General features: G+C 64.1%; 20 protein-coding genes and 1 pseudogene. 15 read left to right on the top strand and 6 right to left on the bottom strand.

What is annotated here, in order from left to right:
* The first annotated feature begins 75 nt into the window (after positions 1–75).
* From AADX97_RS24650 to AADX97_RS24640, 3 genes are all read left to right on the top strand, one after another.
* The gene (locus tag AADX97_RS24650; RefSeq protein ID WP_374236695.1) at positions 76–2,490 is read left to right on the top strand and encodes a tetratricopeptide repeat protein; all 2,415 of its coding nucleotides are present in this window, start codon (positions 76–78) and stop codon (positions 2,488–2,490) included.
* 49 nt (positions 2,491–2,539) lie between these two features.
* On the top strand, positions 2,540–2,719 hold the full coding sequence (locus tag AADX97_RS24645) for a DUF2283 domain-containing protein (RefSeq protein WP_374236694.1): 180 nt from the start codon (positions 2,540–2,542) through the stop codon (positions 2,717–2,719).
* Positions 2,720–3,110: 391 nt separating this feature from the next.
* Positions 3,111–4,748, top strand: coding sequence for a cation:proton antiporter (locus AADX97_RS24640; protein ID WP_374236693.1), 1,638 nt, complete (start codon positions 3,111–3,113; stop codon positions 4,746–4,748).
* Between the two features lie 108 nt (positions 4,749–4,856).
* Here AADX97_RS24640 and AADX97_RS24635 read toward each other — a convergent pair whose 3' ends face one another.
* Positions 4,857–5,429: a carboxymuconolactone decarboxylase family protein gene (locus AADX97_RS24635; protein WP_007191099.1), complete on the bottom strand. Its 573-nt coding sequence runs from the start codon at positions 5,427–5,429 to the stop codon at positions 4,857–4,859.
* A 444-nt stretch (positions 5,430–5,873) separates the two neighbouring features.
* Here AADX97_RS24635 and lexA point away from each other — a divergent pair, with 444 nt between their 5' ends.
* From lexA to AADX97_RS24615, 4 genes are all read left to right on the top strand, one after another.
* Positions 5,874–6,509: a transcriptional repressor LexA gene (gene lexA / locus AADX97_RS24630; RefSeq protein WP_374236692.1), complete on the top strand. Its 636-nt coding sequence runs from the start codon at positions 5,874–5,876 to the stop codon at positions 6,507–6,509.
* A 288-nt stretch (positions 6,510–6,797) separates the two neighbouring features.
* A complete protein-coding gene (locus tag AADX97_RS24625) occupies positions 6,798–7,406 on the top strand; it encodes a recombinase A (protein WP_374236691.1) in 609 nt (202 codons plus the stop codon).
* Positions 7,384–8,868 (top strand): DNA polymerase Y family protein, encoded by a 1,485-nt coding sequence (locus AADX97_RS24620; RefSeq protein WP_374236690.1) that lies wholly within the window; start codon positions 7,384–7,386, stop codon positions 8,866–8,868. Before AADX97_RS24625 ends, AADX97_RS24620 begins: the two co-directional genes overlap by 23 nt.
* Entirely contained in the window at positions 8,865–12,122 is a 3,258-nt protein-coding gene (locus AADX97_RS24615; RefSeq protein WP_374236689.1) for an error-prone DNA polymerase, read from the top strand. Before AADX97_RS24620 ends, AADX97_RS24615 begins: the two co-directional genes overlap by 4 nt.
* A 274-nt stretch (positions 12,123–12,396) precedes the next feature.
* On the opposite strand, the gene AADX97_RS24610 is transcribed toward AADX97_RS24615, so the two are convergent.
* Positions 12,397–15,546 (bottom strand): efflux RND transporter permease subunit, encoded by a 3,150-nt coding sequence (locus AADX97_RS24610; RefSeq protein WP_374236688.1) that lies wholly within the window; start codon positions 15,544–15,546, stop codon positions 12,397–12,399.
* A gap of 80 nt (positions 15,547–15,626) precedes the next feature.
* Entirely contained in the window at positions 15,627–16,805 is a 1,179-nt protein-coding gene (locus tag AADX97_RS24605) for an efflux RND transporter periplasmic adaptor subunit (protein WP_374236687.1), read from the bottom strand.
* 213 nt (positions 16,806–17,018) lie between these two features.
* On the opposite strand from AADX97_RS24605, the gene AADX97_RS24600 reads away from it, so the two are divergent.
* The 7 genes from AADX97_RS24600 to AADX97_RS24570 all read left to right on the top strand — a co-directional run bounded on the left by AADX97_RS24600 (position 17,019) and on the right by AADX97_RS24570 (position 21,912).
* Entirely contained in the window at positions 17,019–17,615 is a 597-nt protein-coding gene (locus tag AADX97_RS24600; protein WP_374236686.1) for a TetR/AcrR family transcriptional regulator, read from the top strand.
* 509 nt (positions 17,616–18,124) lie between these two features.
* On the top strand, positions 18,125–18,454 hold the full coding sequence (locus tag AADX97_RS24595) for a DUF2442 domain-containing protein (protein WP_374236684.1): 330 nt from the start codon (positions 18,125–18,127) through the stop codon (positions 18,452–18,454).
* A 195-nt stretch (positions 18,455–18,649) separates the two neighbouring features.
* Positions 18,650–18,943, top strand: coding sequence for a hypothetical protein (locus AADX97_RS24590; RefSeq protein ID WP_374236683.1), 294 nt, complete (start codon positions 18,650–18,652; stop codon positions 18,941–18,943).
* 7 nt (positions 18,944–18,950) lie between these two features.
* Positions 18,951–19,373, top strand: a complete 423-nt coding sequence (locus AADX97_RS24585; RefSeq protein WP_374236682.1) for a type II toxin-antitoxin system VapC family toxin — start codon at positions 18,951–18,953, stop codon at positions 19,371–19,373.
* Positions 19,374–19,617: 244 nt separating this feature from the next.
* Positions 19,618–20,730, top strand: coding sequence for an AAA family ATPase (locus AADX97_RS24580; RefSeq protein ID WP_374236681.1), 1,113 nt, complete (start codon positions 19,618–19,620; stop codon positions 20,728–20,730).
* A complete protein-coding gene (locus tag AADX97_RS24575) occupies positions 20,723–21,295 on the top strand; it encodes a hypothetical protein (RefSeq protein WP_374236680.1) in 573 nt (190 codons plus the stop codon). Before AADX97_RS24580 ends, AADX97_RS24575 begins: the two co-directional genes overlap by 8 nt.
* The gene (locus AADX97_RS24570; RefSeq protein ID WP_374236679.1) at positions 21,292–21,912 is read left to right on the top strand and encodes a restriction endonuclease subunit S; all 621 of its coding nucleotides are present in this window, start codon (positions 21,292–21,294) and stop codon (positions 21,910–21,912) included. Before AADX97_RS24575 ends, AADX97_RS24570 begins: the two co-directional genes overlap by 4 nt.
* Here the strand turns inward: AADX97_RS24570 and AADX97_RS24565 are convergent.
* From AADX97_RS24565 to AADX97_RS24555, 3 genes are all read right to left on the bottom strand, one after another.
* Complete coding sequence (locus AADX97_RS24565; RefSeq protein ID WP_374236706.1) at positions 21,902–22,693, bottom strand: transposase; 792 nt, start codon at positions 22,691–22,693, stop codon at positions 21,902–21,904. The two genes, AADX97_RS24570 and AADX97_RS24565, sit on opposite strands and share 11 nt — an antisense overlap.
* A complete protein-coding gene (locus tag AADX97_RS24560) occupies positions 22,600–23,295 on the bottom strand; it encodes a hypothetical protein (protein ID WP_374236678.1) in 696 nt (231 codons plus the stop codon). Before AADX97_RS24560 ends, AADX97_RS24565 begins: the two co-directional genes overlap by 94 nt.
* 1,066 nt (positions 23,296–24,361) lie before the next feature.
* Positions 24,362–24,604 (bottom strand): ankyrin repeat domain-containing protein, encoded by a 243-nt coding sequence (locus AADX97_RS24555; protein ID WP_374236677.1) that lies wholly within the window; start codon positions 24,602–24,604, stop codon positions 24,362–24,364.
* A gap of 241 nt (positions 24,605–24,845) precedes the next feature.
* Here AADX97_RS24555 and AADX97_RS24550 point away from each other — a divergent pair.
* A pseudogene (locus tag AADX97_RS24550) lies at positions 24,846–25,482 on the top strand (hypothetical protein); the annotation flags it as partial.

Raw genomic sequence — 25,482 nt, 5'->3', positions numbered from 1 at the left:
GCGTCGGCCAGGGAAAACGCGAACCTGGTCGGTATACCATTGGCCGTTCTTGTTTCCTTCCGAGAAGCCCCCCTCATGAATCTGCGCGCCCTCTGTCTCGCCCTTTTGCTGATGCCCTCGGCTCAGGCTGCGGATGTGCCTGTCGAGACGCACGCTCCAGGGTCGCCGGGGTCTGAAGCGTCTCTGGATCCGGAGCGTACGCAACGCGGCTATGTGGGCGCCGCGGTCTGCGCAGAGTGCCACCAGGCGGAGTTTGACCTGTGGAAGGGCTCCGACCACGACCTGGCGATGACGGAAGCGACGCCGCAGACCGTCCTCGGCAATTTCGACGACGCCGAGATTGAGGCCCACGGCGTCAAATCCCGGTTCTTCCGTCGAGACGGCGGCTTCTTCGTGCAGACCGACGGACCGGACGGCACGTTGCGGGATTATCCGATCCGCTACACCTTCGGCTGGTCTCCGCTGCAGCAATATTTGATCGTGTTTCCGGGCGGACGACTCCAGGCGCTCGGCCTGGCCTGGGATACGCGTTCACCTGAGCAGGGGGGACAGCGTTGGTTCCATCTCTATCCCGACACCGATCCGGACGCGCCGATGGACCACCGCAATCCGCTGCATTGGACCGCCGCGGAACAGACCTGGAACTATCAGTGCGCAGACTGCCACTCCACCGACCTACAAAAGCGCTACGACGCCGAGCAGCAGGTCTACGACACCCGTTACGCGGAGATCAACGTCGCCTGCGAGGCCTGCCACGGACCCGGTGCCCGGCATGTCGAGTGGGCCAGGGCCCAGCCTGCCGGAGAGAATGCCGAGACGCCCGCGGCGACCGATGCCGCCGGCCGCGGTCTGTTGGTCGATCTCAAGGATCGCGACGGCGGTGTCTGGCAGATCAATCCCGAGACGGGTAAACCACAGCGATCCGTAACCCGCTCGCCCGAAGGCGGTCCCCACGTCCAGACCGAGACCTGCGCCCGTTGTCATTCCAGACGCGGCCGTATCCAGGACACGCCGAGCCCGGGCGAACCCCTGCATCAGGGTTTCCGCCTCGCCTTGCTCGATCCCGCGCTCTACTTCCCGGACGGCCAGATCAAGGACGAGGTCTTCGTCCACGGCTCCTTTATCCAAAGCCGGATGTACCATCAAGGGGTCGTGTGCAGCGACTGCCACGAGCCCCACAGCCTCGAGCTGCACGCCGAGGGGAACGCCGTCTGCGCCCGCTGCCATACGCCCGCCCGTTACGATTCACCCGAGCACCATCACCACCAAACCGGCACGACCGGTGCCGCGTGCGTGGCCTGTCACATGCCCCAGCGCTATTACATGGTCGTGGACGAGCGCGCCGACCACAGCCTGCGCGTGCCTCGGCCTGATCTGTCCCTGACGCTTGGCACACCGAACGCGTGCAGCGCCTGTCATCGGGACAAGGACGCTGCCTGGGCGGCGAGCGCGGTGGAGACCTGGTATCCGGATCCGGCGTATCGTGGGCCCCACTTCGGCGAGGCGCTGCATGCCGCCCTTACCGATGCTCCGGACGCGACCGCGCGGCTGCTCGCGCTCGCGGCAGACCCGACACAGCCCGCCATCGCTCGCGCCAGTGCCCTGGAGCGGCTCCGTGACCACGCGGATCCATCGGCACTCATGACGGTGCAGCGCCTGCTCGCCGATCCGCAGGTTCTGGTGCGCACGCAGGCGGTGCGCTTTCTGGACCTCGCGGACCTGCAGACCCGGGTCGAGCTGGCCTGGCCGCTGCTGTCCGATCCGGCACTCACGGTGAGACTGGAGGCCGCCCGCGTGCTGGCGCCGGTCATGACACAAGGGATCGGGGGTGAGCTCGCGGATCGCTTGAGTGCCGCCTTGGAGGAGTACGCGATCGCGGAGATGGTGAATGCCGACCGACCCGAGGCACACCTGAATCTCGGCCTGCTGGCGTTCGATGCCGGCGAGCCCCGCGTGGCCGAGCAGGCGTATCGCACCGCCTTGAGCCTCGATCGACGCTTCACCCCGGCGCGGATCAATCTGGCCGATCTCTATCGGGCGCTGGGCCGCGAGTCCGAGGCCGTGGCGGAGCTGACGGCCGGGCTCGCCGCCGAGCCCGTCACCGCGTCCGAGCGCGCCGACCTTCACTACGCCTTGGGTCTGGCGCAGGTCCGCTCGCAGCGACTCGATGCGGCCGTCCAAGAGCTGGCGCGTGCCGCCGAGCTGTCCCCGCAGAACAGTCGCTATGCCTACGTCTATGCGGTCGCGCTCGACGGTGTCGATCGGACCCCGGAGGCGCTCTCCGTTCTGGAAGCAGCACACGGGAAAGCCCCGTCCGATCGCGACATCCTGATCGCCCTGATCCAGTACAACGTCAAGCTCGACCGAGCGGACGCCGCCGAGCGCTGGCTCAAGAGACTCCGCGTCCAAGCCCCAGGGGATCCGGCGCTGAAGCAGCTCGAGGAGCAGATCATCTCAGCCACGCATCAGAAGCGTCAGAATCAGGACTGACAATGGATTTCATCGTGACGGCTTACTTCGTCGACGAGGTGAACGCTCTATGAAGCTCGAATTCGATCCCAGGGCGGATGCCGCTTATTTCGAGATCTCCCCGGCGAAAGTCGCCACAACCAAAGCAATCGAGCCAGGGATCATCGCTGACTATGACGCCGACGGGCATTTGGTCGGGATCGAGATCCTGTCCGTGAGCAAACGACTGGATCAACCTGCGTCCTCGTGACACCGCTTCGGCGGTATCACGCCTCTCTTGGCGCTCCGCGCCACGTGCCGCTCTGGCCGGAGCTATGAACGAGCCCGCAACGTCGGATGCGTTGGTCCTGAGGGCGTAGGTCATTGTGAACCGGCAGGACGGCGACACTCCTCAGCAAATCGAGGAGTTCAAGTCGGCGCTGCGCGAGCTGGGCCTCGATGCGCCATATGACAACCGACGTCGCGCTCACGATGTATTAACTAGGGAGCAGTCGGGCACGCTGCGCTCGGTATCGTGTTAGGTTATCGGGCGCGGAGTTTGCTGAGACAATCCGGCAGGCTTCCAAACCGGTCGCGGGCAGTTCCGACGGCAGCGATCCGGGAGCCGCTGCCGGACGTACATCGAGGCGGAGGCTGACTGAATGATTGACACGATAAGCTGGCTGGCCCTTGCGTTTGCGGCGGGCCTGGCGGCGCGCCAGATCGGTTTGCCGCCGCTGGTGGGTTATCTAGTGGCTGGTTTTACCTTGCACGCTTTCGGGGCAGAGGCGACCCCGATGGTCAACACGCTATCGGACCTGGGCGTGACCCTTCTGCTCTTTTCCATCGGCCTCAAGCTTAAGCTCAAAAGCTTGGCCGAGCCGCAGGTCTGGGGCGTCGCCACCCTGCATATGGTCGCCTTCATCGGTGTACTCGTGCCGGCCCTCTTGGCGTTCGGAGCGCTCGGCGTGCCCTATTTGGACGCGCTCGATCATCGCAACACCTTGATTCTCGCGTTCGCGCTCAGCTTCTCGAGCACCGTTTTCGCCGTGAAGGTACTCGAGGAGAAGGGCGAGATGGGCTCTCTCTACGGCACCATCGCGATCGGTATCCTGATCATTCAGGATCTCGCGGCGGTGCTGTTTTTGGCCTTCTCCTTGGGCAAGGTGCCGATGCTCTGGTCGCTGCTGCTTCTGGCCTTGATCCCGTTGCGCGGAGTCATCGGTCGGGTCCTGGATCGCGCCGGACATGGCGAGCTGCTGTTGTTGTTCGGGATCACCTTCGCGCTCGGGGGCGCCCAGCTCTTCGAGGCTTTGCACATCAAAGGTGATTTGGGCGCCCTGCTGCTCGGGATCTTGATCGCTCCGCACGCCAAGTCCGGGGAATTGGCGAAGACGCTCCTCGGACTCAAGGATCTCTTTTTGGTCGGGTTCTTCCTGAGCATCGGGTTGACCGCAGTACCCAGTGCCGACATGGCACCGACGGTGCTGTTGCTGGTGCTGTTCCTGGTGTTGAAGGGGTTTCTGTTCGAGCAGCTTCTGCTGGCCTTTCGGCTACGCGCCCGCACCGCCTTGCTCGGGGGGCTGTCGCTGGCGAGCTACAGCGAATTCGGTCTGATCGTTGCCGCCATCGCCGCGAAGTCAGGCTGGTTGTCGTCGGATTGGCTCGCCATCGTCGCGATCACCGTCGGGGTGTCGCTGGTGATCGCCGCCTTGCTCAATGCGCGCGCTCACGACCTCTACGAGCTGTTCAGCGATCGGCTGCGGCGCCAAGAGCGCGCGGTACGCGTGCCGGTCGAGCGCGAGATCGATCCCGCGGACGCCAACGCGATGATCATCGGGATGGGGCGAGTCGGCACCGGCGCCTACGATACTCTCACGCTGGACAAAGGGCTCAAGCCCGTCGGCATTGATGCGGACCCGGATACCGTCGCGCGGCACTCGGCGAGCGGTCGCAATGTCGTTCAAGGCAGTGCCACGGACGCGGACTTCTGGCACCGTCTTCATCTGGACGACGGCCACATCAAGCTGGTGCTCTTGGCGATGCCGCAGGTCTCCGAGAACGTCTTCGCCGCCGAGCACCTGATCAAGGAAGGCTTCGCGGGAACCATCGGTGCCATCGCAAAGTTTCCCGACGACGAGTCGATTCTTCGGGCCGCCGGCGTCAGCCAGGTCTTCAACCTCTATGCAGAGGCAGGTGCCGGATTTGCTCAGCATGTCTGCACGGGACGCGGGCGCGAGGCCGAGGATCGAATCTCCCGAATGCCTGGTGTGGCCGCCGTTGGCGATGACGCGAGATGAAACAACCTCTCGCAAACGAGTGTACAGATGCATGAACACCGTCAGTCGTAGGTTGGGCACGCTGCGCTTTGCCCAACCTACCTGTTCATGTTGATTTTGAATCGTTGTTTAGGCGCTCATCGCAAGGGGGGGGCCGTCGAGGGCATCGACGAGATGTGGGATTTGCGACAGGGCCGGTGCGCCGTCCATGAGTAGGGCGATCGGCATGACCTCGAAGATCTCCTCGGGCGGTGCACCGAAATCGAGCGCGGCGCGCGCGTGCAGATGGATATGGTCGCGGCGTTGCTCCACGAGCGCGATGCCCAACGCGATCAGCTCACGGACGTGATGCTGGATCGGTCCGCGGCCGAGGACGTATTCGCGCCAGGAATCCTCCCAGGAGTCCCACATCTCGCCTCCTTCACGCGGGCTCGCCTTGAGAAAGAGTGCGATCTTGCGGACTTGCGTGAGCTCGCCGGGCATGACATGCAGGCGGATGGCCTCTTTGGTGTGGATATCGATGCAGCGTCTGCACTGCTTCGTCAGGGCCATACCCAAGGTGATCAGCTCTTTGTTCTTCCGATCGATGATGCCCTTGCGGGTACTGACCTGAGACATCTCGCTGATGATCTCGAGGAACTCTTCGAGGCCGTATTCGCGGGCGCGGGTCAGGGACTGCTTGAAGGTGTCGATACTGCTCATATTCGCTGCTGCCGATGGATGCGTGGATAGAACGTTAGAGAATTAGCAACTATTGTACCGCAAATGGTGCGGTGCAGCAGACATCGGTTTGTCAGCGGGTGCGCTTTATCCGAGTCAACCGACTCGGGTGATCGTCGCGAAGCGGCAATATCCCGGGATCGACGACTTGCAGTCGTCTTCTTCGGCCTATCCGGACGGCTTGCAGGGTTGCGTGCGCCCGGTTTGACCGTGGAGATCCGGGTTCAGGCAGGCGCTCCCGGGAAGGGTCTGGGAGGGGCGGGTCGAATTCTCTACCCCGAGCTCGATCCGAAAATCCTTGCCGAGCCTCTTCGTCACCCCGGCCCTCTTCCTCATCCGCCATCGACAGGTGTTTCGCTCCACATTGCATACAAATGTATGCTATAAATCGGTCACGGGATTCTCCGACCGAGCGAGGTCAAGCTGATGGGTCGAACACCGACCGGACAAACGCGCGAGCAGGTGTTCCAGCTCATGCGCGAGCGGCTTCTGGCCGGCCAACCGCCGACCGTGCGGGAGGTCCAGGAGGCGTTCGGTTTTCGCTCCGTACAGACCGCGCGCGCGCATCTCGAGGCGCTGGTGTCCGAAGGGCGCCTCGACAAGCAGTCGGGTCGGTCGCGCGGCTATCGGCTCGCCGACTCGGCGGTGCTGGTGTCGGGCGAAGACCGGATCGTGCCGCCGCGTTTGGTCCCATTGCTCGGCCGCGTTGCGGCCGGCGCCTTCGGATTGGCGGTCGAGGACCTCGAAGGTTATCTCCCGGTGCAGTCGGACCGCGTCGGCGCGAACGAGGAGCTGTTCGGCCTGCGTGTGCGCGGCGAGAGCATGCGCGACGCCGGCATCCTGCCCGGCGACATCGTCATCGTGTGGCGTCTGCCCAGTGTCGAGGACGGCGCGATCGTCGTCGCCCTGGTGGGCGAGGAGGCGACGATCAAGCGTCTGCGGCGACGTGGCGACCGGATCGAGCTGCATCCGGCAAACCCCGATTATGCGGTGATGACACCGGACCCGGATACGCTTCAGGTCCTGGGGCGGGTGATCGAGGTGCGTCGTTATCTCGATTAGTCGGCGGCCGTAGGTTGTGCCGAGCCTGCGAGGCACAACCAACCGTCGGCGGAAGTTGTGCTTCCTACGTCAGCACAACCTACGGGCTGGGGCGGGTGATCAGGGTGCGTCGTTATCTCGATTGAAAGGGAGTCGGCGGCGGCCGTAGGTTGTGCCGAGCCTGCGAGGCACAACCAACCGTCGGCGGAAGTTGTGCTTCCTAACGTCAGCACAACCTACGGGCAGCCTTCACCTTTCACCTATCACCTATCACCTAAAAAAGTCATGTCCCCCCATCAGAGCATTCCCATGAAGGCGTCCTTTTCTGATCTTCAACGAGGGCTCGAGCCTAGCCTGGCGCCTGTCTCTTGGGGACTGGCGACCTTTCGCGGTCGCTTCGCCGAGGTCTCGGGCGGGGAGGCGACGGCGGCGCTGACGCTGACCATGGGTTTGGTGGCCGAGGCTCAGCAGTGCGACGAGCCGACGGTCTGGGTGACGGGGCGCGACAGCGGCTTTTATCCGCCGGATGTCGCGGCGGTCGGGATCGATCTGAGTGCCTTGGCGGTCGTGTGGGCGCAGGGTGCGCTCGAGGCCGCGCGTGCGGCCGACCTGCTGTTGCGCTCGGGGGCCTTCGGTCTCGTCGTGCTGGATCTGGGCGCCGACGATGACCTGCCGCTGGCCGCGCAGACACGCCTTGCCGCGCTCGCGAAGAAGCACGAGACGGCGCTCCTGTGTCTGACGCGCAAGGGGCGGGAGCGTCCGTCGCTGGGGTCGCTGATCTCGTTGCGCGCCGATGCGACGCGCACCGGACGTGCGCCGCCGCTGTTTCGCTGCGAGACGCTCATCCTCAAGGACAAGCGCCAGGGACCGGGCCGGACCCACGCGGAGCTCTGTCATGGACCGGATGGCCTGTCTTGATCTGCCGGCCTTCCCGCTCCAGCTCCTGCTGCGACAGCACCCCGAGTGGCGGGGGCATCCGGTTGCCGTCGTCGACAGCGATCAGCCGCGGGGCATCGTCTTGTGGGTCAATGCGTCCGCGCGTGCCGCACGTATCCTCTCGGGCATGTCCTTCGCAGCGGCCCTGTCGCTGAGCGGGGATCTGCGCGCCGCTCCGGTACCCAAGACTCAGATCGATCGGGCCGTCCTCGCCGTTTCGCGCCGGTTGCGCGAGCACAGCCCGCATGTCGAGCCCGCGGCGGACGAGCCCGGTGTCTTCTGGCTCGATGCGTCCGGGCTCGAGCCGCTCTACGGGTCGCTCGATGCCTGGGCCGTGGGGATCGAGACGGCTCTCTCGGCAATCGGCTTGAGCGCCGTCGTGGTCGTCGGCTTTCGCCGCTTCGCGACCTATGCGCTCGCCAAGTCCGGACAAGGCGTGCGCGTCCTGCGCGAGACGGCGGAGGAGCAGGGCGCCTTGCAGGATGTGCCCTTGGAGCGGCTGGCGATCGCGCCCGGGACACGGGACGCGCTCGCCAAGCTCGGCGTGCACAGCCTCGGCGCCTTTCTCCGGCTGCCGTCCGAGGGTATCCGCCGGCGCTACGGGAAGGCCGCCTTCGACCTGCACCGGATGGCCTCGGGCGAGCTGGTTCTACCGCTGCAGCCCGAGCGTCCTGTCGAGCCGGTGACGGCACGCCTGATCCTCGATCGGCCCGAGACCGATGCCGATCGTCTGATGTCTCTGATCGAGACGCGGTTGCCGCCGCTTTTGGATGCGCTTGCCGGACGCGGTCAGGTCCTCGAAGAGCTGCGGCTGCTGTTTCGCTTCGAACGTCTGGGCGAGCATAAGGAGCGCATCCGCCCGGCCGCACCGACCCTGGATGCCCGACAGATCCTGGAGCTGATCCGTCTGCGTCTGTCGGCGGCACGCCTGCCGGACGGTGTGGAGGAGCTGCATCTGCTGACCCGTGCTGTCAGCCCCGAGCAGCGCCAGCTCGAGCTGCTCGCCGCCCGGCCGCGCCGCGACCTCGAGGCGGCCAATCGTGCACTGGCGCGCGTGCGGGCCGCATTCGGCGAGCAGTCGGTGGTGCGGGCGCGGCTGAGCTCGGGTCATCTGCCCGAGAACAGCTTCGCGTGGGAGCCCTTGTCCCGACTGGAGCCCGCGCGACCGCGCACACGTCTGCAGCGCCGTCTGGTGCGTCGTCTCTATAGACGCCCGATCCCTTTGCCGCCGCGCCCGCGCCACGAGCCGGACGGCTGGATGCTGCATGGATTGGATCAAGGGCCCGTGGTGCGGGTCTGGGGCCCGTATGTGGTTGCCGGCGGCTGGTGGGTGCGTGCACTGCACCGGGAGTATCACTTTGCCGAGACCCGCAAAGGCGAGCTCTTGTGGGTCTTCTACGATCGGGTGCGGCGCGGCTGGTTCGTGCACGGACGGGTGGAGTGATCCCCCTCTGGTGCAAGAGCCATTTTTCGTTTCTCGAAGGTGCGAGCCATCCCGAGGAGCTGGTGGAGACCTGTGCCGCGCTCGGGCTCGCCGGCCTAGCCCTGACGGATCGCGATGGGGTTTACGGTCTGGTCGAGGCCCATGTGAAGGCGCGCGAGCTGGGCGTACCACTGATCGCCGGGTCCGAGGTCTCGATCGAGGACGGCTCGACCCTGATCCTGCTGGCGCAGAGCCGCGACGGCTACGCCAATCTCTGTCGGCTGCTCACTTTGGGCCGACGCCGTTGCGCCAAGGGCGAGAGCCGGGTCGGCTGGCGCGAGGTCTATGCCCATGCCGGCGACCTGATCGCGCTCTGGGGCGGGGAGTCCGCACTGCTCTGCGGGGAGGCCGATCCCTTCTTCATCGCGCATCAGTTGCGCGAGGCCTTCGACGATCGGCTCTATGCCTTGGCGGCACGTCATCGCCGCGCGGACGAGCCGGGGCGCGAGGCGCTTTTGCGACAGCGTGCCGCGCGTTATCGGCTGCCGATCGTTGCCGGCAGCGAGGTGCTCTATCACGCGCCGAGCCGACGCGAGCTGCAGGACGTGCTGACCTGCATCCGCCAAGGCATCCGGCTTACCGAGGCCGGGCGCCGGATCAAGCCCAACGCCGAGCATGCACTCAAGTCTGTTCATGCCTTCGCCAGGCTGTTCGAGGACGACCCGGGCGCCGTCGCCCGCACCCTCGAGATCGCCGAGCGCTGCCGCTTCAACCTGGATGCCCTGCGGTATCGCTATCCCTCGGAGCACCTTCCGGACGGCTCGACCTCCTCGCAATGGCTGCGGCGGCTCACGCTCGAGGGCGCGCACGAGCGTTACGGGGCTGCATTGCCCGAGGCGGTATCGGCTCAGGTATCGAAGGAGCTGGCGCTGATCGAGGAGCTGGATTACTGCGGCTACTTCCTGACCATGTGGGAGATCGTCCAGTTCTGCCGCCGCGAGCGGATCCTCTGCCAGGGCCGCGGCTCGGCGGCCAACTCCGCCGTCTGCTACTGCCTGGGGATCACCGCCGTGGATCCGGTGCGCATGGGGCTGCTGTTCGAGCGCTTCCTCTCGCGCGAGCGGGCCGAGCCGCCGGACATCGATCTGGATATCGAGCACGCCCGCCGCGAAGAGGTCATCCAGCATGTCTACTCCAAATACGGCCGGGATCACGCGGCGATGGTCGCCAACATCATCCGCTATCGGGTGCGCTCGGCGGTGCGCGACGTGGGCAAGGTGCTGGGTCTGTCCGAGACGTCGCTCGATCGTCTGTCGAAGCTGCTGGCGCACGCGGGCGACGCGCTGTCGGGCGAGGTGCTGCGCCAGTCCGGTCTGGATCCCGAGCAGCCGGTGCATCGGCACCTGATCCGGCTCGCGACCGAGATCCTGGATGTGCCCCGTCACCTCTCGATCCATCCCGGCGGATTCCTGCTGGGACACGAGCCGGTCTCGACCCTGGTCCCGATCGAGAACGCCGCCATGCCCGACCGGACGGTGATCCAGTGGGACAAGGACAGTCTCGAAGCATTGGGGTTGTTCAAGGTCGACCTCCTGGCGCTCGGTGCGCTGCATCTGCTGCATCTCGGTTTCGATCTGATGCGCAGCCACTACGGTCGCGACGAGACCATGGCGAGCATCCCCGCCGACGACGCGCCGACCTTCGAGATGATCCGCCGGGCCGACACGCTCGGCGTCTTCCAGATCGAGAGCCGTGCCCAGATGGCGATGCTCCCGCGTCTGCTGCCGCGCACCTATTACGACCTGGTGATCGAGATCAGCCTGGTGCGTCCCGGTCCCATCACGGGCGGCATGGTGCATCCCTATCTGCGCCGCCGCGTCGGGCAGGAGCGCGTGATCTATCCCCATCCGTGTCTGGCGCCCGTGCTTGAGAAGACACTCGGCGTGCCGCTCTTCCAGGAGCAGGTGATCCGCTTGGCGATGGTGGCCGCCGACTACACCCCCGGCGAGGCCGATCAGCTGCGCCGCGACATGGCCGCCTGGCGCTGCAGCGGTCGGATCGAGCGTCACCATGCGCGACTGGTCCAGCGCATGATCGCCAAGGGTATCGACGCCGCCTTTGCCGAGCAGGTGTTCGAGCAGATCCGCGGCTTCGGCGAGTACGGATTCCCCGAGAGCCATGCGGCCAGCTTCGCCCTGATCGCCTACGCCACCGCTTGGACGAAGTGTCGGTTCCCCGACGTCTTCGTCTGCGCCTTGCTCAACGCCCAACCGATGGGCTTCTACTCGCCCGCGACCATCATCGAGGACGCCAAGCGCCACGGCATCGAGGTGGGTCCGATCGATGTGGTCAGGAGCGAATGGGACTGCACGCTGGAGCCGGGGTATGCCGCTACGGGGCCGGATACCTTGTTCTCAAGATCGGCCTGTAGGGTGGACGAGCGAGAGCGAAGTCCACCGAACTCGGCGCCGAGGGTGGTGGACTGCACTGCGCTTGTCCACCCTACGGGGCATGTCCACCCGACCGATCGGGTCAACGACATGGCCGGGCCGGATACGCGGCGCTACGCCGTGCGCATGGGCGCGCGTTATGTGAAGGGTCTGGCCCGGGCGCAGTGGGAGCGGTTGACGGCGGCGCGGGCGGAGCGCCCCTTCGCGTCGGTCGAGGATCTGGTGCGGCGTACCGGGCTGAATACCGGAGTGCTGTCGCGCCTGGCCGAGTCGGGGGCCTTGAGCGCCTTGGAGCCGCAGCGCCGCTCGGCCCTATGGCAGGTCGCCGGGGCCGTTCACGAGGAGGATGCGCCGCTCGATGCTGGATCCCGAGAGCGCGCCGCGGTCTTCGACGATCTCGATGCCTTCGAGGCCATCTCATGGGATCACCGCATCAGCATGCACAGCACGCTCGGGCATCCCTTGGCGCCCTTGCGCGAGCGGTTTCGCGCGCAGCGTCTTCCCGATGCCGCTGAGGTGCGGGCGATGCCGCATGGTCGACGCACGCGCTACGCCGGTCTGGTGATCTGCCGTCAGCGCCCCGCGACCGCATCGGGCGTCCTCTTCATGACACTCGAAGACGAGACCGGCTTCGTCAATCTCGTGGTCTGGAATCAGGTGCTCGAACGCTACTCACGTCTGATCAAGACCACGAACCTGCTCGGCGTCACCGGACGGATCCAGCAGCAGGATAGCGTGCCGCACCTGATCGCCGACGCCTTCTGGGACCCGCAGTCACTGCTGAAGGTCCGGGTCGAGGCGACCTACAGCCGGGATTTTCATTGAGGTCGACGTCCGGGTCCCCCGATGCTCGGGCGATTTCCTGAAAATTCGACACCCGTAGGTTGTGCTGACGGCAGGAAGCACAACATCCACCGACGGCCGGTTGTGCCTCGCACGGCTCGGCACAACCTACGGCCTCGTCGGTGTCGGCGCTGGCACGACCGCCTGCCCGGATGCCTCCCGAGCGGTGCGCCGATCCAGACCCGTAGGTTGTGCTGACGGCAGGAAGCACAACATCCGCCGACGGTCCGTTGTGCCTCGCACGGCTCGGCACAACCTACGGCGCCGCCGGCGTCGGCGCTGTTGCAACCGCCTGTCCCGATGGCTCCCGAGCCGTGCGCCGATCCAATCGCGACCGAATTGCCACGAAAAAGAGCGGCACGAAGAGAATATTCAGCAGGGTGCCGGCGATCACGCCACCGAGCACGCCCGTACCGATCGCATTCTGAGCGCCCGAGCCCGCCCCCGAGCTGATGGCGAGCGGCACCACGCCGAAGCCGAAGGCGAGTGAGGTCATGAGGATTGGCCGCAACCGCATCCGTGCCGCCTCCAGGGCCGCGGTAACCGCGTCCTTGCCTTGCTCCTGCAGCGTTTTGGCAAACTCCACGATGAGGATGGCGTTCTTTGCCGAGAGCCCAATGGTCGCGAGCAATCCGACCTGGAAATAGATGTCGGCCGGCAGTCCGCGCCCGGTGACGGCCAGCACGGCGCCCAAGACCCCGAGCGGCACCGCCAGAATGACCGCGAAGGGCACCGACCAACTCTCGTAGAGCGCCGCCAGCGCCAGAAAGACCACCAGGGCCGAGAGGGCATAGAGCAGCGGCGCCTGAGCACCGGCTGCACGTTCCTCGAAGGACAGCCCGGTCCATTCCAGACCGATCCCCGGCGGGAGCTTGCCGACCAGTGCCTCGACCGCGTCCATGGCCTCGCCCGAGCTCACCCCGGGCGCAGCCTGACCCATCACCTGCGCGGAGGGCAGGCCGTTGTAGCGCTCCAAGCGCGGCGATCCATAGACCCAACTGCCGCTGGCGAAGGCGGAGAAGGGCACCATCTCGCCGTCGGCATTACGCGCATGCCAGTCGTGCAGATCCTCGGGCAGCATGCGATAGGGCGCGTCGGCCTGGAGATAGACCTTCTTCACCCGGCCCTCGTGGACGAAGTCGTCGACATAGGCGCTGCCCCAAGCGGCAGCGAGCGCGGTGTTGATGTCGGCGAGCGAGAGCCCGAGCGCGCCGGCTTTGGTGCGGTCGATCTCGACCTTGAACTGCGCCTCGTCCTCGCGTCCGTTGGGTCGGACTGCGGCGAGGGCGGGATCGGCGTTCGCCATCCCGAGGAACTGGCCGCGTGCGGCCATCAGGGCATCGTGACCCACGCCGCCTCGGTCCTGCAGCTGGGCGTCCCAGCCCGTGCCGGTGCCGAGCTCGATGACGGCCGGCGGTACGAAAGCGAAGACCTGCGCATCGCGGATCTGCGAGAAGGCCTTCATCGCCCGCCCGGCGACTGCCTTGACCTTCAGGTCCGGCCGCTTGCGCTCGTCCCAGTCTTTCATGCGCACGAACCCGAAGGCCATGTTCTGGCCCTGTCCGGCGAAGCTGAAGCCGGCCACGGTGATGAGCTCCTGGACCGCCTCGGACTCGTCTTCGAGAAAGTGGCGCTCGACCTCGCGCAGCACCTCCAGCGTGCGCTCGCGTGTCGCACCCGCGGGCAGCATCACCTGGGTGATGAGGATGCCCTGATCCTCGTCCGGCAGAAAGGCGGTCGGCAGGCGCGCATAGGACAGGCCCAGGCCGATCACGAGCATGAGATAGATCGCCAGGAACAGCTTGCGCCGTCCCAGGATGCCCTTCACGCCTTTGATGTAGCCGCCCGTGCCGCGGTTGAAGTTGCGATTGAACCAGCCGAAGAAGCCGCGTCGCTCGCCCTGATGTCCCGGCTTGAGCAGGGTCGCCGCCAGGGCCGGGCTCAGTGTCAGGGCGACCACCACGGACAACAGCATGGCCGAGACGATGGTGATGGAGAACTGCCGGTAGATCACCCCGGTCGAGCCGCCGAAGAAGGCCATGGGCACGAACACGGCGGAGAGCACCAGCGCGATGCCGATCAGCGCACTGGTGATCTGATCCATCGAGCGGCGTGTCGCCTCCTTGGGCGGCAGACCCTCCTCGTGCATGACGCGTTCGACGTTCTCGACCACCACGATGGCGTCGTCCACCAGCAAACCGATCGCCAGCACCATCGCGAACAGCGTCAGGGTATTGATCGAATAGCCGAAGGCCGCCAGCACGCCGAAGGTGCCGAGCAAGACCACCGGGACGGCAAGCGTCGGGATCAGGGTCGCGCGGATGTTTTGCAGGAACAGATACATGACCAGAAAGACCAGGATCACCGCCTCGATCATGGTCTTGATGACCTCGCCGATGGAGATCTTCACGAAGGGCGTCGTATCGTACGGAAACACCGCCTCGACCCCGGCCGGGAAGAAGGGTGCCAGCTCGTCGAGCCGTGCCCGTACGGCCGCCGCGGTCTCCAGCGCATTGGCCCCGGTTGCCAGACGGATTGCCATTCCGGCGGCCGGACTGCCCTTATGGAAGGCGGCGGTGTTGTAGCTCTCGCTGCCGAGCTCGATGCGGGCCACATCACGCAGATAGACGGTCGAGCCGTCGGCGGCGGTGCGCACCCGGACCGCGCCGAAGGCCTCGGGCGTGTTGAGCCGGCTCTGCACGTTCACTGTGGCGTTGAGCCGCTGGCCGGGTTCCGCCGGGACGGCGCCGAGCTGACCGGCCGAGATCTGGGCGTTCTCGGCCTTGATCGCGGTTGCGACATCGGTCGGCGTCAGGCCGAACTGATTGAGTCGGTTCGGATCGATCCAGATCCGCATCGCATACTGGGCACCGAAGAGGGTGATCTCACCGACGCCGGGCACGCGACTGAGCGGATCCTTGACCAGACTGGCCATGTAGTCGCTCATATCCGCGCTCTCGAGCCTCCCGTCGCGCGAGACGAAGGCGACGACCATCATGAAGTTGCGCACCGATTTGGCGACCTGCAACCCTTGCTGGGTCACCTGCGCGGGCAAGAGCGCCGTGGCCGTTTGCAGCTTATTCTGGACCTGCATCTGCGCGACGTCGGGATTCGTGCCGTTCTCGAAGGTCAGGGTCACGGTCGCGATCCCGGTCGACTCGCTGGTCGATGACATGTAGCGCAGCCCGTCGAGCCCGTTCATCTGCTGCTCGATGACCTGAGTCACGGAGTCCTGCAGCGTCTGGGCCGAGGCACCCGGATAGTTGGCGGTGACAGAGATCGCCGGCGGTGCGATGCTCGGATACTGGGAGACCGGGAGGGTCAGGATCGACAGTACCCCGGCGAGCATGATGACGATCGCAATGACCCAGGCGAACACGGGTCGATCGATGAAGAAACGGGCCATGGGATTGGGGTCCTTGGTTCGGGAGTGTGGGGCGCGGGGGCAGCCGTCGGCGGGTAGGGGCGACTTAAGTCGCCCCTCACTCAATCTACCGCCGCAACGCCCGGCTGATCGCTCAGGTCCATCACCCGGACCTGCGTTCCCGGCCGCGCCTTCTGGCTGCCCTCGACGATGACGCGATCGCCCGGCTCGAGCCCGGCGTCCACCAGCCATTGGTCGCCGATGGTGCGTGTTGTCTCGATCTTGCGCTCCTCCACCGTGCCCTCGTCGTTCACGACCAAGGCGATCGGGTTGCCGCGACGATCGTGCTGGACACCTTGTTGCGGAACCAGTATGGCGTCCGGTCGAATGCCTTCCTCCACCCGAGCGCGGACGAACATCCCCGGTAGAAGCTCTTGCTCGGGGTTCGGGATGGTGGCCCGCAAGGTGACCGTGCCGGTTCCCTGGTCGACCGTGACCTCGGAGGATTCCAGGCGTCCTGCATGCGGATGGACCCGGCCGTCCTCAAGGATGAGCGTCACCTTCGCCTGCTCTCCGTTGGGGCTCTGAAGACGGCCGTCGGCCAGGGCGCGGCGCAGCTTGAGCAACTGGGTGCTGGATTGTGTGAGGTCGACGTAAATGGGATCGATCTGCTGCACGGTCGCCAGCTCTTCGGCCTGGTTGGCCGTCACCAAGGCACCCTGGGTGACGGTCGAGCGCCCGATCCGCCCGGCGATCGGCGACTCGACCCGGCTGTAGGCGAGGTCGATCTGCGCACGCTCCAAGGCGGCCTGATCGACGGCGACACTGGCCACGGCCTCCTTGAGCGCCGCCTGCGTGTCGTCGTTGTCCTCCTGACTCACCGCCTTGGATTTGGCGAGACGCGCATAGCGGTCGGCCTTCAGCCGCGCCCGATCCAAGGTCGCCTGAGAGCGTGCCAGCGCGGCCTCGGCGCTGTCGTAGGCCGCCTGGTAGACGGCCGGGTCGATCTGATAGAGCACCTGGCCCGTGCTGATCTCGCCGCCCTCCGTAAAGAGCCGATCCTGGATAAGGCCGCTGACGCGCGGTCGCACCTCCGCAATCCGATAGGGTACGGTGCGGCCGGGAAGCTCGGTCGTCAGGGTGGTCGGGCGGGCGACGATCGTGACCGTACCGACCTCGGGCGGCGGGGGTGCCGCGGGCGTGACGCTGCCGGCAGGCGTCTGATTGCACCCGGCGAGGAGCAGTGCGATGCCGATCGGCCAGGCGAGAGCGATGCCGATATGACGGCGGGCGGATCCCATGAGATACCTCGAAGTGCGGTGCCACTGTCGACTGTTTGAGTCGTCGATCGTTGACTGTTTTAGAGTGAACGTTCATTCTAGTTCGTGACCGAACTTTAGACCCGCGAGTCGAGGAGGTCAAGGTGTAAGGTGTCGTGCGCGAGCCCGTCGCGGCGCCGTCATTCAAAGAGCGCCCGCGCAAAGGCGCGAACAGGTAGCGGAGGAGGAGGAAGAATGCAGGCGTCGGATCAAGAGCATGAACCCAACCGCGGCCAGGCGAGGCGCCAGCAAATCCTCGACGCGGCGGCCGCCTGTTTCGTGCGCGAGGGGTTCCACGGGACCAGCATTGCGAAGATCTCGAAGGCGGCCGGGATGAGTCCGGGCCACATCTATCACTTCTTCGAGAGCAAGGAGGCCATCATCGGCGCCTTGGTGCAGCGCAAGTTGGAACGCTCCCTCGAGATCGTCCTTCAATTCGAAAGCGAAGACGACCTCTTTCAGGCGATGATCGACCGGGTCGAGGTGGGCCTGAACGAGAAGACCGACCTGGATACCGCCGCGCTCGAGATGGAGATCCTCGCCGAGGCCGCCCGCAATCCGGCCGTCGCCGCGATCGTCCGCGCCGCCGACGCCGCCAAGCGCGAGCGCCTCTGCGCCCTGCATCGCGCCGCCCGGCAAGCCCGCGGGATGGAGCTCGGGGATGCCGACGCGTCGATCGAGGTCATCATGGCCCTCTTCGACGGACTGTCCGGTCGAGCCATCAGCCACCCCGATCTCGACAAGGCAGCGTTGCTGCCCCTGCTGAGGACCGCCTTGCGCGCGCTACTCTAGACCCTTCGACCCACGTCGACTCCCGGCCGAGGATCGATTGGCGCCGAGGCGCAAGGCAGCCGTCGGGCGGATCACGAGACAAGCGATGCAACACCGGCAACCTTCCGACAGGGCCAGAGCTACCACCGCGATACCCCGATCCCCGGCTTAGGCTGATCGAGCGCAGCCCCCTGGGATCGACGATTTGCAGTCGTCCTCTTCCGCCGCCCTGACGGCTACCACATCGAGTCCAACTCGATCTTCCCGGGAACTGCGCCGAACACGCTTCGGTAAGAATTCTGTACCATTGACGGAGCTTCGCCGGAACCTGACGACGGATCAGGAGATCCAGGTAACGGTCCCAGTTCGACGGCGAACCGTCCTCACGGCGTGGCCTGGCGGGGTTGAAGTGGGACATGCGTAGGCTACTCTTGCGCTAGACTGTGCAATCTAGTACACGAGACGATGCATGTAATCTTGGAGATGATTGAGGGCGACCTTCCCTCAAGAGCACGAAAGCTCGTAGTGGAGTGGGCAAGCTGTTATCAATCCGATCTTCAAGGAATGTGGAAATTACAGGAATTCAAGAAACTGCCACCTCTTCAATAGCCATGAATATTCCAAAAGTTCAAAGCGCGATACCTCAAGAAGGACATTTTCTTGTTGTATTCTTCTCGAATGGAAGAAAGAAAAAGTACGACATAAATCGGCTCGCAGAACGGGAGATGTTTCTGCCTCTCAAGAATCCGGCATTCTTTAGAAACGTATCCGTTGAACCCGGCGGTCACGCTGTATCGTGGAACTCGGAAATCGACATTAGCGAATATGAGCTTTGGCTAAACGGCGAAGAAATGCTCTAACAAGGCCAATACAGCCGACACCAAAAGTGCGCGTAGGACTAGCGAGTAATCAGGAACAGACCTCGGTTTCTTTGCGACGCTGATCCGGATTGTTCACCGAGCGCCGGGGTTGAGGATTTCGGCGGGCTCGGGGCTTGCTCGGTGTCGGCGCGGGTGTTAGCGTCAGACTGACTCCCAACCGGCACGGCTAACCCCATGAAGGTCGACATCATCCTAAGCAAGCGGGGCGGCAGCTACCTGGCACAGGTCAGCAGCCTGCCGGAGATCCGGGTGAAGGAGGCAACCCGCGAGGCCGCGTTGCGCGGCGTCGAGCGGCGGCTGCGGGCCTATTTGGACCGGGTGGAGCTGGTCCGCTTGGACATCGGCGCGACCAGCGATGGCCGCTCGTTGCTCGAGCATTTCGGCAGTTTCGCAGACGACCCGACCTTCGACGATTTTCAGGAAGAGATCGCCGCCTACCGTCAGGCGCAGAACTGCCCACCCGAGTAGGCCGAGCATGACGCTCTTGGTCCTGGATACCGACCACCTCAGCCTGTTTCAACGGGGCAACACCGCACTCTTGCCACACATCCGAGCGATTCCGCCGGCGCAGATTGCCATCAGTATCGTCAGCGTCGAGGAGATGCTGCAAGGACGGTTGGCCCAAGTCCGTCGTGCCGGTATCGGCGAAGATCGGATCAGGGCATACGCCTGGCTGGAGAAGACCTTGACCTTCGTTCGGGCCTTTCGGGTTCTGCCGTTCGATGATCAAGCGGAGCGGCGTTACGTGGACCTTGCAGCCCGGCGGCTCAGGATCGGTGCGCAGGATTTGAAGATCGCTGCCATCGCGCTCTGTCATGACGCCGTCCTCGTCACCCGCAACCAACGTGACTTCGGCCGTATCGCCGGGTTGGAACTCGAAGACTGGACGATCGAATGAACATCTGCGCCGGGGCGCGACCGGAGAGCAAAAGGGGCGGGGTCGGCTAGATGATCTTCAGGCTCAATGACATTCTTAGCGGCCCGCCGGAGTTAATCGAGCCTGACCCCTTATCTCCCACCGGGAGACCTGATGACCGAGCACCTACAAGCCCTCAAGTTGGAGTTCCGTTCCGCCCTAAGGCTTCGAGGCAATCCCGGGTGCCATAACCCTTGGGGCCCAAGGGCACAGAGGTAACGTCTACATGTTGACGCGATTGTATGCCAACAACTTCCGCTGTCTCGTCGCCTTCGAGGCGCGGTTCGACTCATTCTGCCTGCTGTGCGGCCCCAATGGGTCCGGCAAGAGTTCGGTCTTCGATGCCATCAACCTCCTGCGCGACCTTGCCACGGGCGAGTCGGTGTTGGGTGGCGCTGGGGATCGGGACATTCCCTCGCTCGATCTCACCGGTTGGCTCGATAGCAAGGTGCAGGAGTTCGAGATCGACTTCCAAGCCGAAGGCCACAAGCTGGGCTATCTGATCCATCTTGAGCAGGTCGCCCCGGAGTTGAAGCCGCGGGTGATCCGCGAGCAGGCGACTTGCGATGGCCGACTGCTCTACGAGCGGACCCTGGAGGGGGTGACCTTCCAGAAGGCGAACGGCGTACCAACGAGCTTTCCATTGGACTGGCGCCAGGCGGCGTTAGGCTCCATTCAGCCAGCGTCCGACCGGCGGGAGATCGAGATCCTGAAGAGCGCGCTGGCGTCCATGGTCGTGGTGCGCCCGAGTCCGAGGGGGATGGACTTCGAGAGCAAGGCGGAGAGCCGAAGCCCCTCCCGGCATATGGAGAACCTGTTGTCCTGGTATCGCTATCTGGCCCAGGAGCAGGAATGGACCGATGCCTTGCGCGATTCGCTACAGGAGGTTTGGCCCGACTTCCGCTCGTTCAAGTTGGTGGACGTAGGCATCAACGCCAAGGCGCTCCAGCTCCGGTTCGACGGTCCCCAAGGCAGCGGCGATGGGACGCTCCTGTTTCATCAGCTTTCGGATGGGGAGCGCGCCCTCGTCGGGCTCTACATGATCCATGCGGCCTTGGCGACCGGGGCCGTGGCCACGGTGTTGATCGATGAGCCGGACAACTATGTGGGCCTGCCTGAGCTGCAACCCTGGGTCTTGGCCCTGCGGGGGCTTCTGGACGAGGCACACCAAGCGGTGCTGATCTCCCATCATCCGGAGATCCTCGGCAACGCGAGCGAGGAATACGGGCGCTACCTCTGGCGCGACAACCATTCCTCGCCGACCCGCTCCGGCCCGCTGAAGGTCCCGGCCGGCCTGACCGCCGGCGAGGCCATGGCTCGGGGATGGATCGATGGCTAGCCGAACCCAGATCGTCTGCCTGCACGAAGGCAAGAAGGGACGCAGCATCGACCCCCTATTCATCAACGCCTTCCTTAAACGATTCAAGCCTAACTGGATTCGGCCATGGCCGGGCACCAACATCGTTAGGCCCGTCGATTGCGGCGGAAGAACCGAGCTGATCGAGCGGATGCCGACCGAACTGAGGTTGGTGCTCGGCAGGGGTGCCAGTACCACCCTCATGGTCTGGGCGGACCTGGACCACGATATGCCCACCTGCCTCGCCCTCAAGAATAGGTTCTGGGCCGTCGCCCAAGAGAAGGGGATCTCCCAGGCGGAGTTCGATCAGGTGGTCTTCGCCTTCGCCAAGGACCGACTGGAGAATTGGATTGAGTTCTTGAGCACCGGTACAACGAACGAGTCCGTCGAGGGTGTCCGGGTAAAGCACAGCCGAGAGGCGGTCGATGCAGGTCGGGCCCTCGCGGATCGCTGCCGCGCCAATCGGGAGGAACCGCCCTTGCCCCGCTCCTTGAAGTGGTCGTGTTTGAACTGGCAGGCCCTCGCGCAGCGGATGGCTTCGGCGTGACCATTGGCCCGCACCCCGCTCAGGTGCACTGCCTGAAGCCTGGATGGCGACGTTGGCGCTTTGAGCAGATGGCGACCAGCGTCAACGTGCGGGTGGATGATCCGGCCGCGGCGGGCGTGGACCACTACGTCGGGCTGGAGCACCTCGATTCAGACAGTCTGAAGATCTGCCGCTGGGGCTCCCCCGCCGACGTGAGCGCAACCAAGCTGCTGTTTGAGCCCGGCGACATCATCTTTGCCCGGCGCCGTGCCTACCAGCGCAAGCTCGGTGTCGCCGAGTGGCGGGGGATCGCCTCGGCGCATTCCTTGGTACTGCGTGCCAAGCCCGACGTGGTGCTGCCGGAGTTCCTGCCGTTCTTCATGCAGTCGGATCTGTTCATGGATCTGGCGCAGAAAATCTCTGTGGGCTCGCTTTCGCCGACTATCAATTGGAAGACGCTTGCTAGGCAAGAGTTCGCGCTGCCGCCGCTGGAGGAGCAGTGGCGGATTGCCGATGTTCTCTCAGCCCTTGATGCCACTGTAGCGTCGTACCAACAGGCAGCACAAGGGGCAGAAAGGAGCCGTCGGAATGGTCGGAATGGCCGCGGGGTCCAAAATGGCCGCGGGGTCAGGTCTTGACTTGTGCCTCGCCGCTACGCCCAGGTACATCGCGGATGATCTTGCTAATGCGCGAGTGGTGTAGCCGGAAGTAGTCGCCAATTTCCTGCATCGTGTATCCGCCGCTGGCGTAGGCGGCCTTGATCGCCTGATTGCGATCCGCATGCGCCCGTTCGTAATCAGGCAGCGAACGCGGAACCGGCCGACGTTTGGCTTGGGGGACCTCGCGGAGGTCCCGGTCCTGCGGGACCTTGCGTTGCATGGCCTCCACGAAGGCGTCTGAGCCCAGAAAGACCTGCTGCTTGAGGGACTCCCAGGGCGAGGGCTGCCCCTTGCCGGCGGCTACGAAGGACCTGTAACCCTCGACGGCTCCCGCTTCCGTCTGGCCGAACGCCGTGAGGATCGCGCGCGTCTCAAGCCACTCGGGGGCAGCGTCCTCGCCAATCATGGCCCGATAACTGCTCCACGGGTAGTCTCCCGGTGATCGAACCATGCGCGCACGGACCGGGTTGAGGACCACGTAACGCGCGACTTCGAGAAGGTACGCCTCCTTCTGCACCAGGATCGCCTTATAGCGCCCCTGAAAGACGTGCCCCACCCGTTGGTAGACCCGGTTGAAGCGCTGCGTGTACACGCCGTTGAGCTCGCGCATGCCTTTGCCGAGATTCCCATCCGGCGTCTCGACAAGAAGATGGTAATGGTTGGTCATCAGGCAGTAGGCGTGGATGATCCAGTTAAACCGTCCCCATACGCCCGCGAGCACATCGAAAAACACCCGCCGGTCACCGACGGCCCGAAAAATGTCCTCCCGTCCGTCACCGCGCGAGGTGACGTGGTAGAGCGCACCGGCAAACTCGAGTCGCAGCGGTCTGGCCATAACCGCAAAGGTAGATCAGGAAAGTCACAAGTCAAGACCTGACCCCGGCGCTCCGCACTGAATCCGGCTTCGATTTTCCAGCGCGCGCCATAGATTTCAATAATTTGCTCAACGGACAGGGTCAGGTCGGTGGTCACCAGCGCGATCCATTGGGTGCGCCGGTAGACCCAGACCACGCGCACTTGGCAGCGCAGGGTCTTGAGCATCACCACCTGTTCGGCAGCCACCACGTCGCGCACCCGACCGTAGAGGTTGAGCGAATAGGTCCTAGGGGAGCGAAATAAGTATGGCTCGGGCTCGGTGAATGAGGGAGACCAGATGCGATTGTTTCGTTTCGTCGGAGCAAAGCTCAACCACATAAAATTACCATCCGGACTGAAGTCGAAACGATGGTACAAATCTTTGGTTGGAGGGCAATACCATGAACCCTGGATCAAGCGTTTATTGGTGCTCAACTCAGAGGCGTGAGTACGTCCCGCGAAGATCAACAGGGCTAACGACGTAAAAATAAGAAAGCGTGCGGTCATTATTTTGGCCTGCTCTTGAAGGCTAACGTCTTGAATACCGAGGCCCAAACCGCGCCGGCACTGCGCTTGCCGTCTTGCTGCGAGCTCCGCGCGCGGTTTGGGGTCGCGGGTGATTCAAGTGTTAGGCGAATTCTTCATTGCAGCCAGCAAAATCCGAGCCTGGCCCCTATTCCCTCTATTCCCTGGCCCCTATTCCCTCCTATTCCCTCGCTACTTTACCTTTATCCTATTGCGGCTTTGGTGAGGGTGCTTCTGTCCGAATTTCCGCTATACTGCTTGTGCATTGCCCGGCCAAATACTTCAGAGTAAGAATCGGCGTGTAGGACCCAGGAATCTGGATTACGTACAGGCAGGCACCGAGGTTGGGGTAACTATGTCTGCTCATGCCGGCCACTTGAAAGACGGGGTCGCCGGAACGAGGATTGCACGCCATATAGGCGGATGCGGGCTCAACGCATTGGTCGTATTTAATTACCGCAAGAGCCCTTTCAAGAGCCGTCTTGCCTTCCTTTGTACCGATATTCGCTTCAGCGTAGTCGAGGTCTGCTATTACTGCGCTTGATGATGGATCGATTGCCTTGTACGACTCAGGGCCAGGAAGTGAATATACCTTTTCCCCTGGACTGTGATACCCTGGCGGCATACATCCATTCAAAAGAATTTGAATGCCAACTATGACAGTTAGCTTTGCCATCACGTGTTTCATTTTCCGCCTCTTTCGGTGTCGTCGGTTGAGCAAACGGTGAAAAGTATTCAGTCCGCGCGTCCAGTGCGCGATTCTCAGGGTGTGCATCTTCCAGCGATTATTAAGGGCGCGAAGAGCGGCAACACGTCCGTGTTCCGCGGGAAGCGGTGAGTAGTAAGGGATTCCCTAAGGGCAAAGCTAAGGGGCGCACGCCACGCACGAAATCACCTAGCCAGCACAGATCTGTGTTGCGCGGCCCTCTTCGGTGGCTTGTTAGGCCAGTTTCAGGATTCATAATTGAGCCTGTCGCCTTTTCCCCTACTGTCACGTCTTGCTGCTCTTCACCACAGGATTTAATTGAGCCTGGTTCCTTACCTCACCTTACCTAGCCCCGGCCTTTTCGAGAGTCCGCACAACCTCATCGTGGCGGCCCAAAGATGCGAGGTACTTCGCGGTATAGCCCTCTTTACTTGTTGCTCTGACGTCAGCACCGTTGTTGATCAACAACTGTACTACGTCCAAGTGACCTTCCAGCGCTGCAGCCATCAGTGGCGTGTGCCCATCTTTGGTCTTTGTGTGCACATTTGCCCTGGCAGTAAGAAGGGTCCGTACGACTTCTAACATCCCAGTTAGCGACGCACCATCCAAGGCTGTGGAACCAGACTTGCTCGCGACGTTCACATTCGCCTTCGCGGCAAGCAGCGTCCGCACAACATCTAGCGAGGCTTCGCCTCAGACCGACGAGTCATGGGGGAGCTCCGGTGTCGGGCGGCCCCGGTTGAGCGACGGAAGGCTAAACTTCCGGTAGTAGCCGCACGTAGCGGCGTGTGGCGCGTGGCCAAGATGTCAACCGGGGCCTGCCATCATGTTAGACCAAACTGTCGGAGCGTTGCTGAACGATCGGGTCACGCTGGATCTGGAAGGAATCGATCGGCTGTATCTCAACCTGTATCAGCCGCGGCTACAGACCGGTGGCGGGGTGGCCACGTTCTTCAAAGTCCATCGCGGTGCCAAGGTCGCCTCCACGGTACTGATGGCCCCGATCAGCCATGCCTTTGTCAAGGCGATCCATGGGTTTGCGCAACGCGAGGGCGTGGAGATCGTGACCTTCGCCAAGGGACAGCGCAAAGACGACGTCACCCGCGAGCGGCTCCGCGACTTCGCTCAACCCGAGGGTGTCCTGTACATCGGCAAGGCTCAGGAGCGATTTGCGAGTTTCCGCATGATCAAGAAGATCAGCACCCACACCGGCCAGCCGTACCCCTGGTTCACCCGCGGGACGGTGATGTGCAACCACTATTACTTTTACCTGGTCGACGAGGACTTCGGCCCTCTGTTCATCAAGTTCTGCTCCTACTTTCCCTACACCGCGCGGGTCTGTCTGAACGGTCATGAGTACGTCAAACGCCAGTTGGCCAAAGCGGGAATCCCCTTCGAGGCCCTGGACAACGGGCTGCTCGCCTGCGCCGATCCGGCCCGCGCGCAACGCATCCTCGATGACC

The sequence above is a fragment of the Thiocapsa sp. C2-2m genome (assembly GCF_041903745.1).
Lineage (GTDB): Bacteria > Pseudomonadota > Gammaproteobacteria > Chromatiales > Chromatiaceae > Thiocapsa > Thiocapsa roseilacustris.
This window is presented reverse-complemented; position numbering and strand designations above follow the sequence as displayed.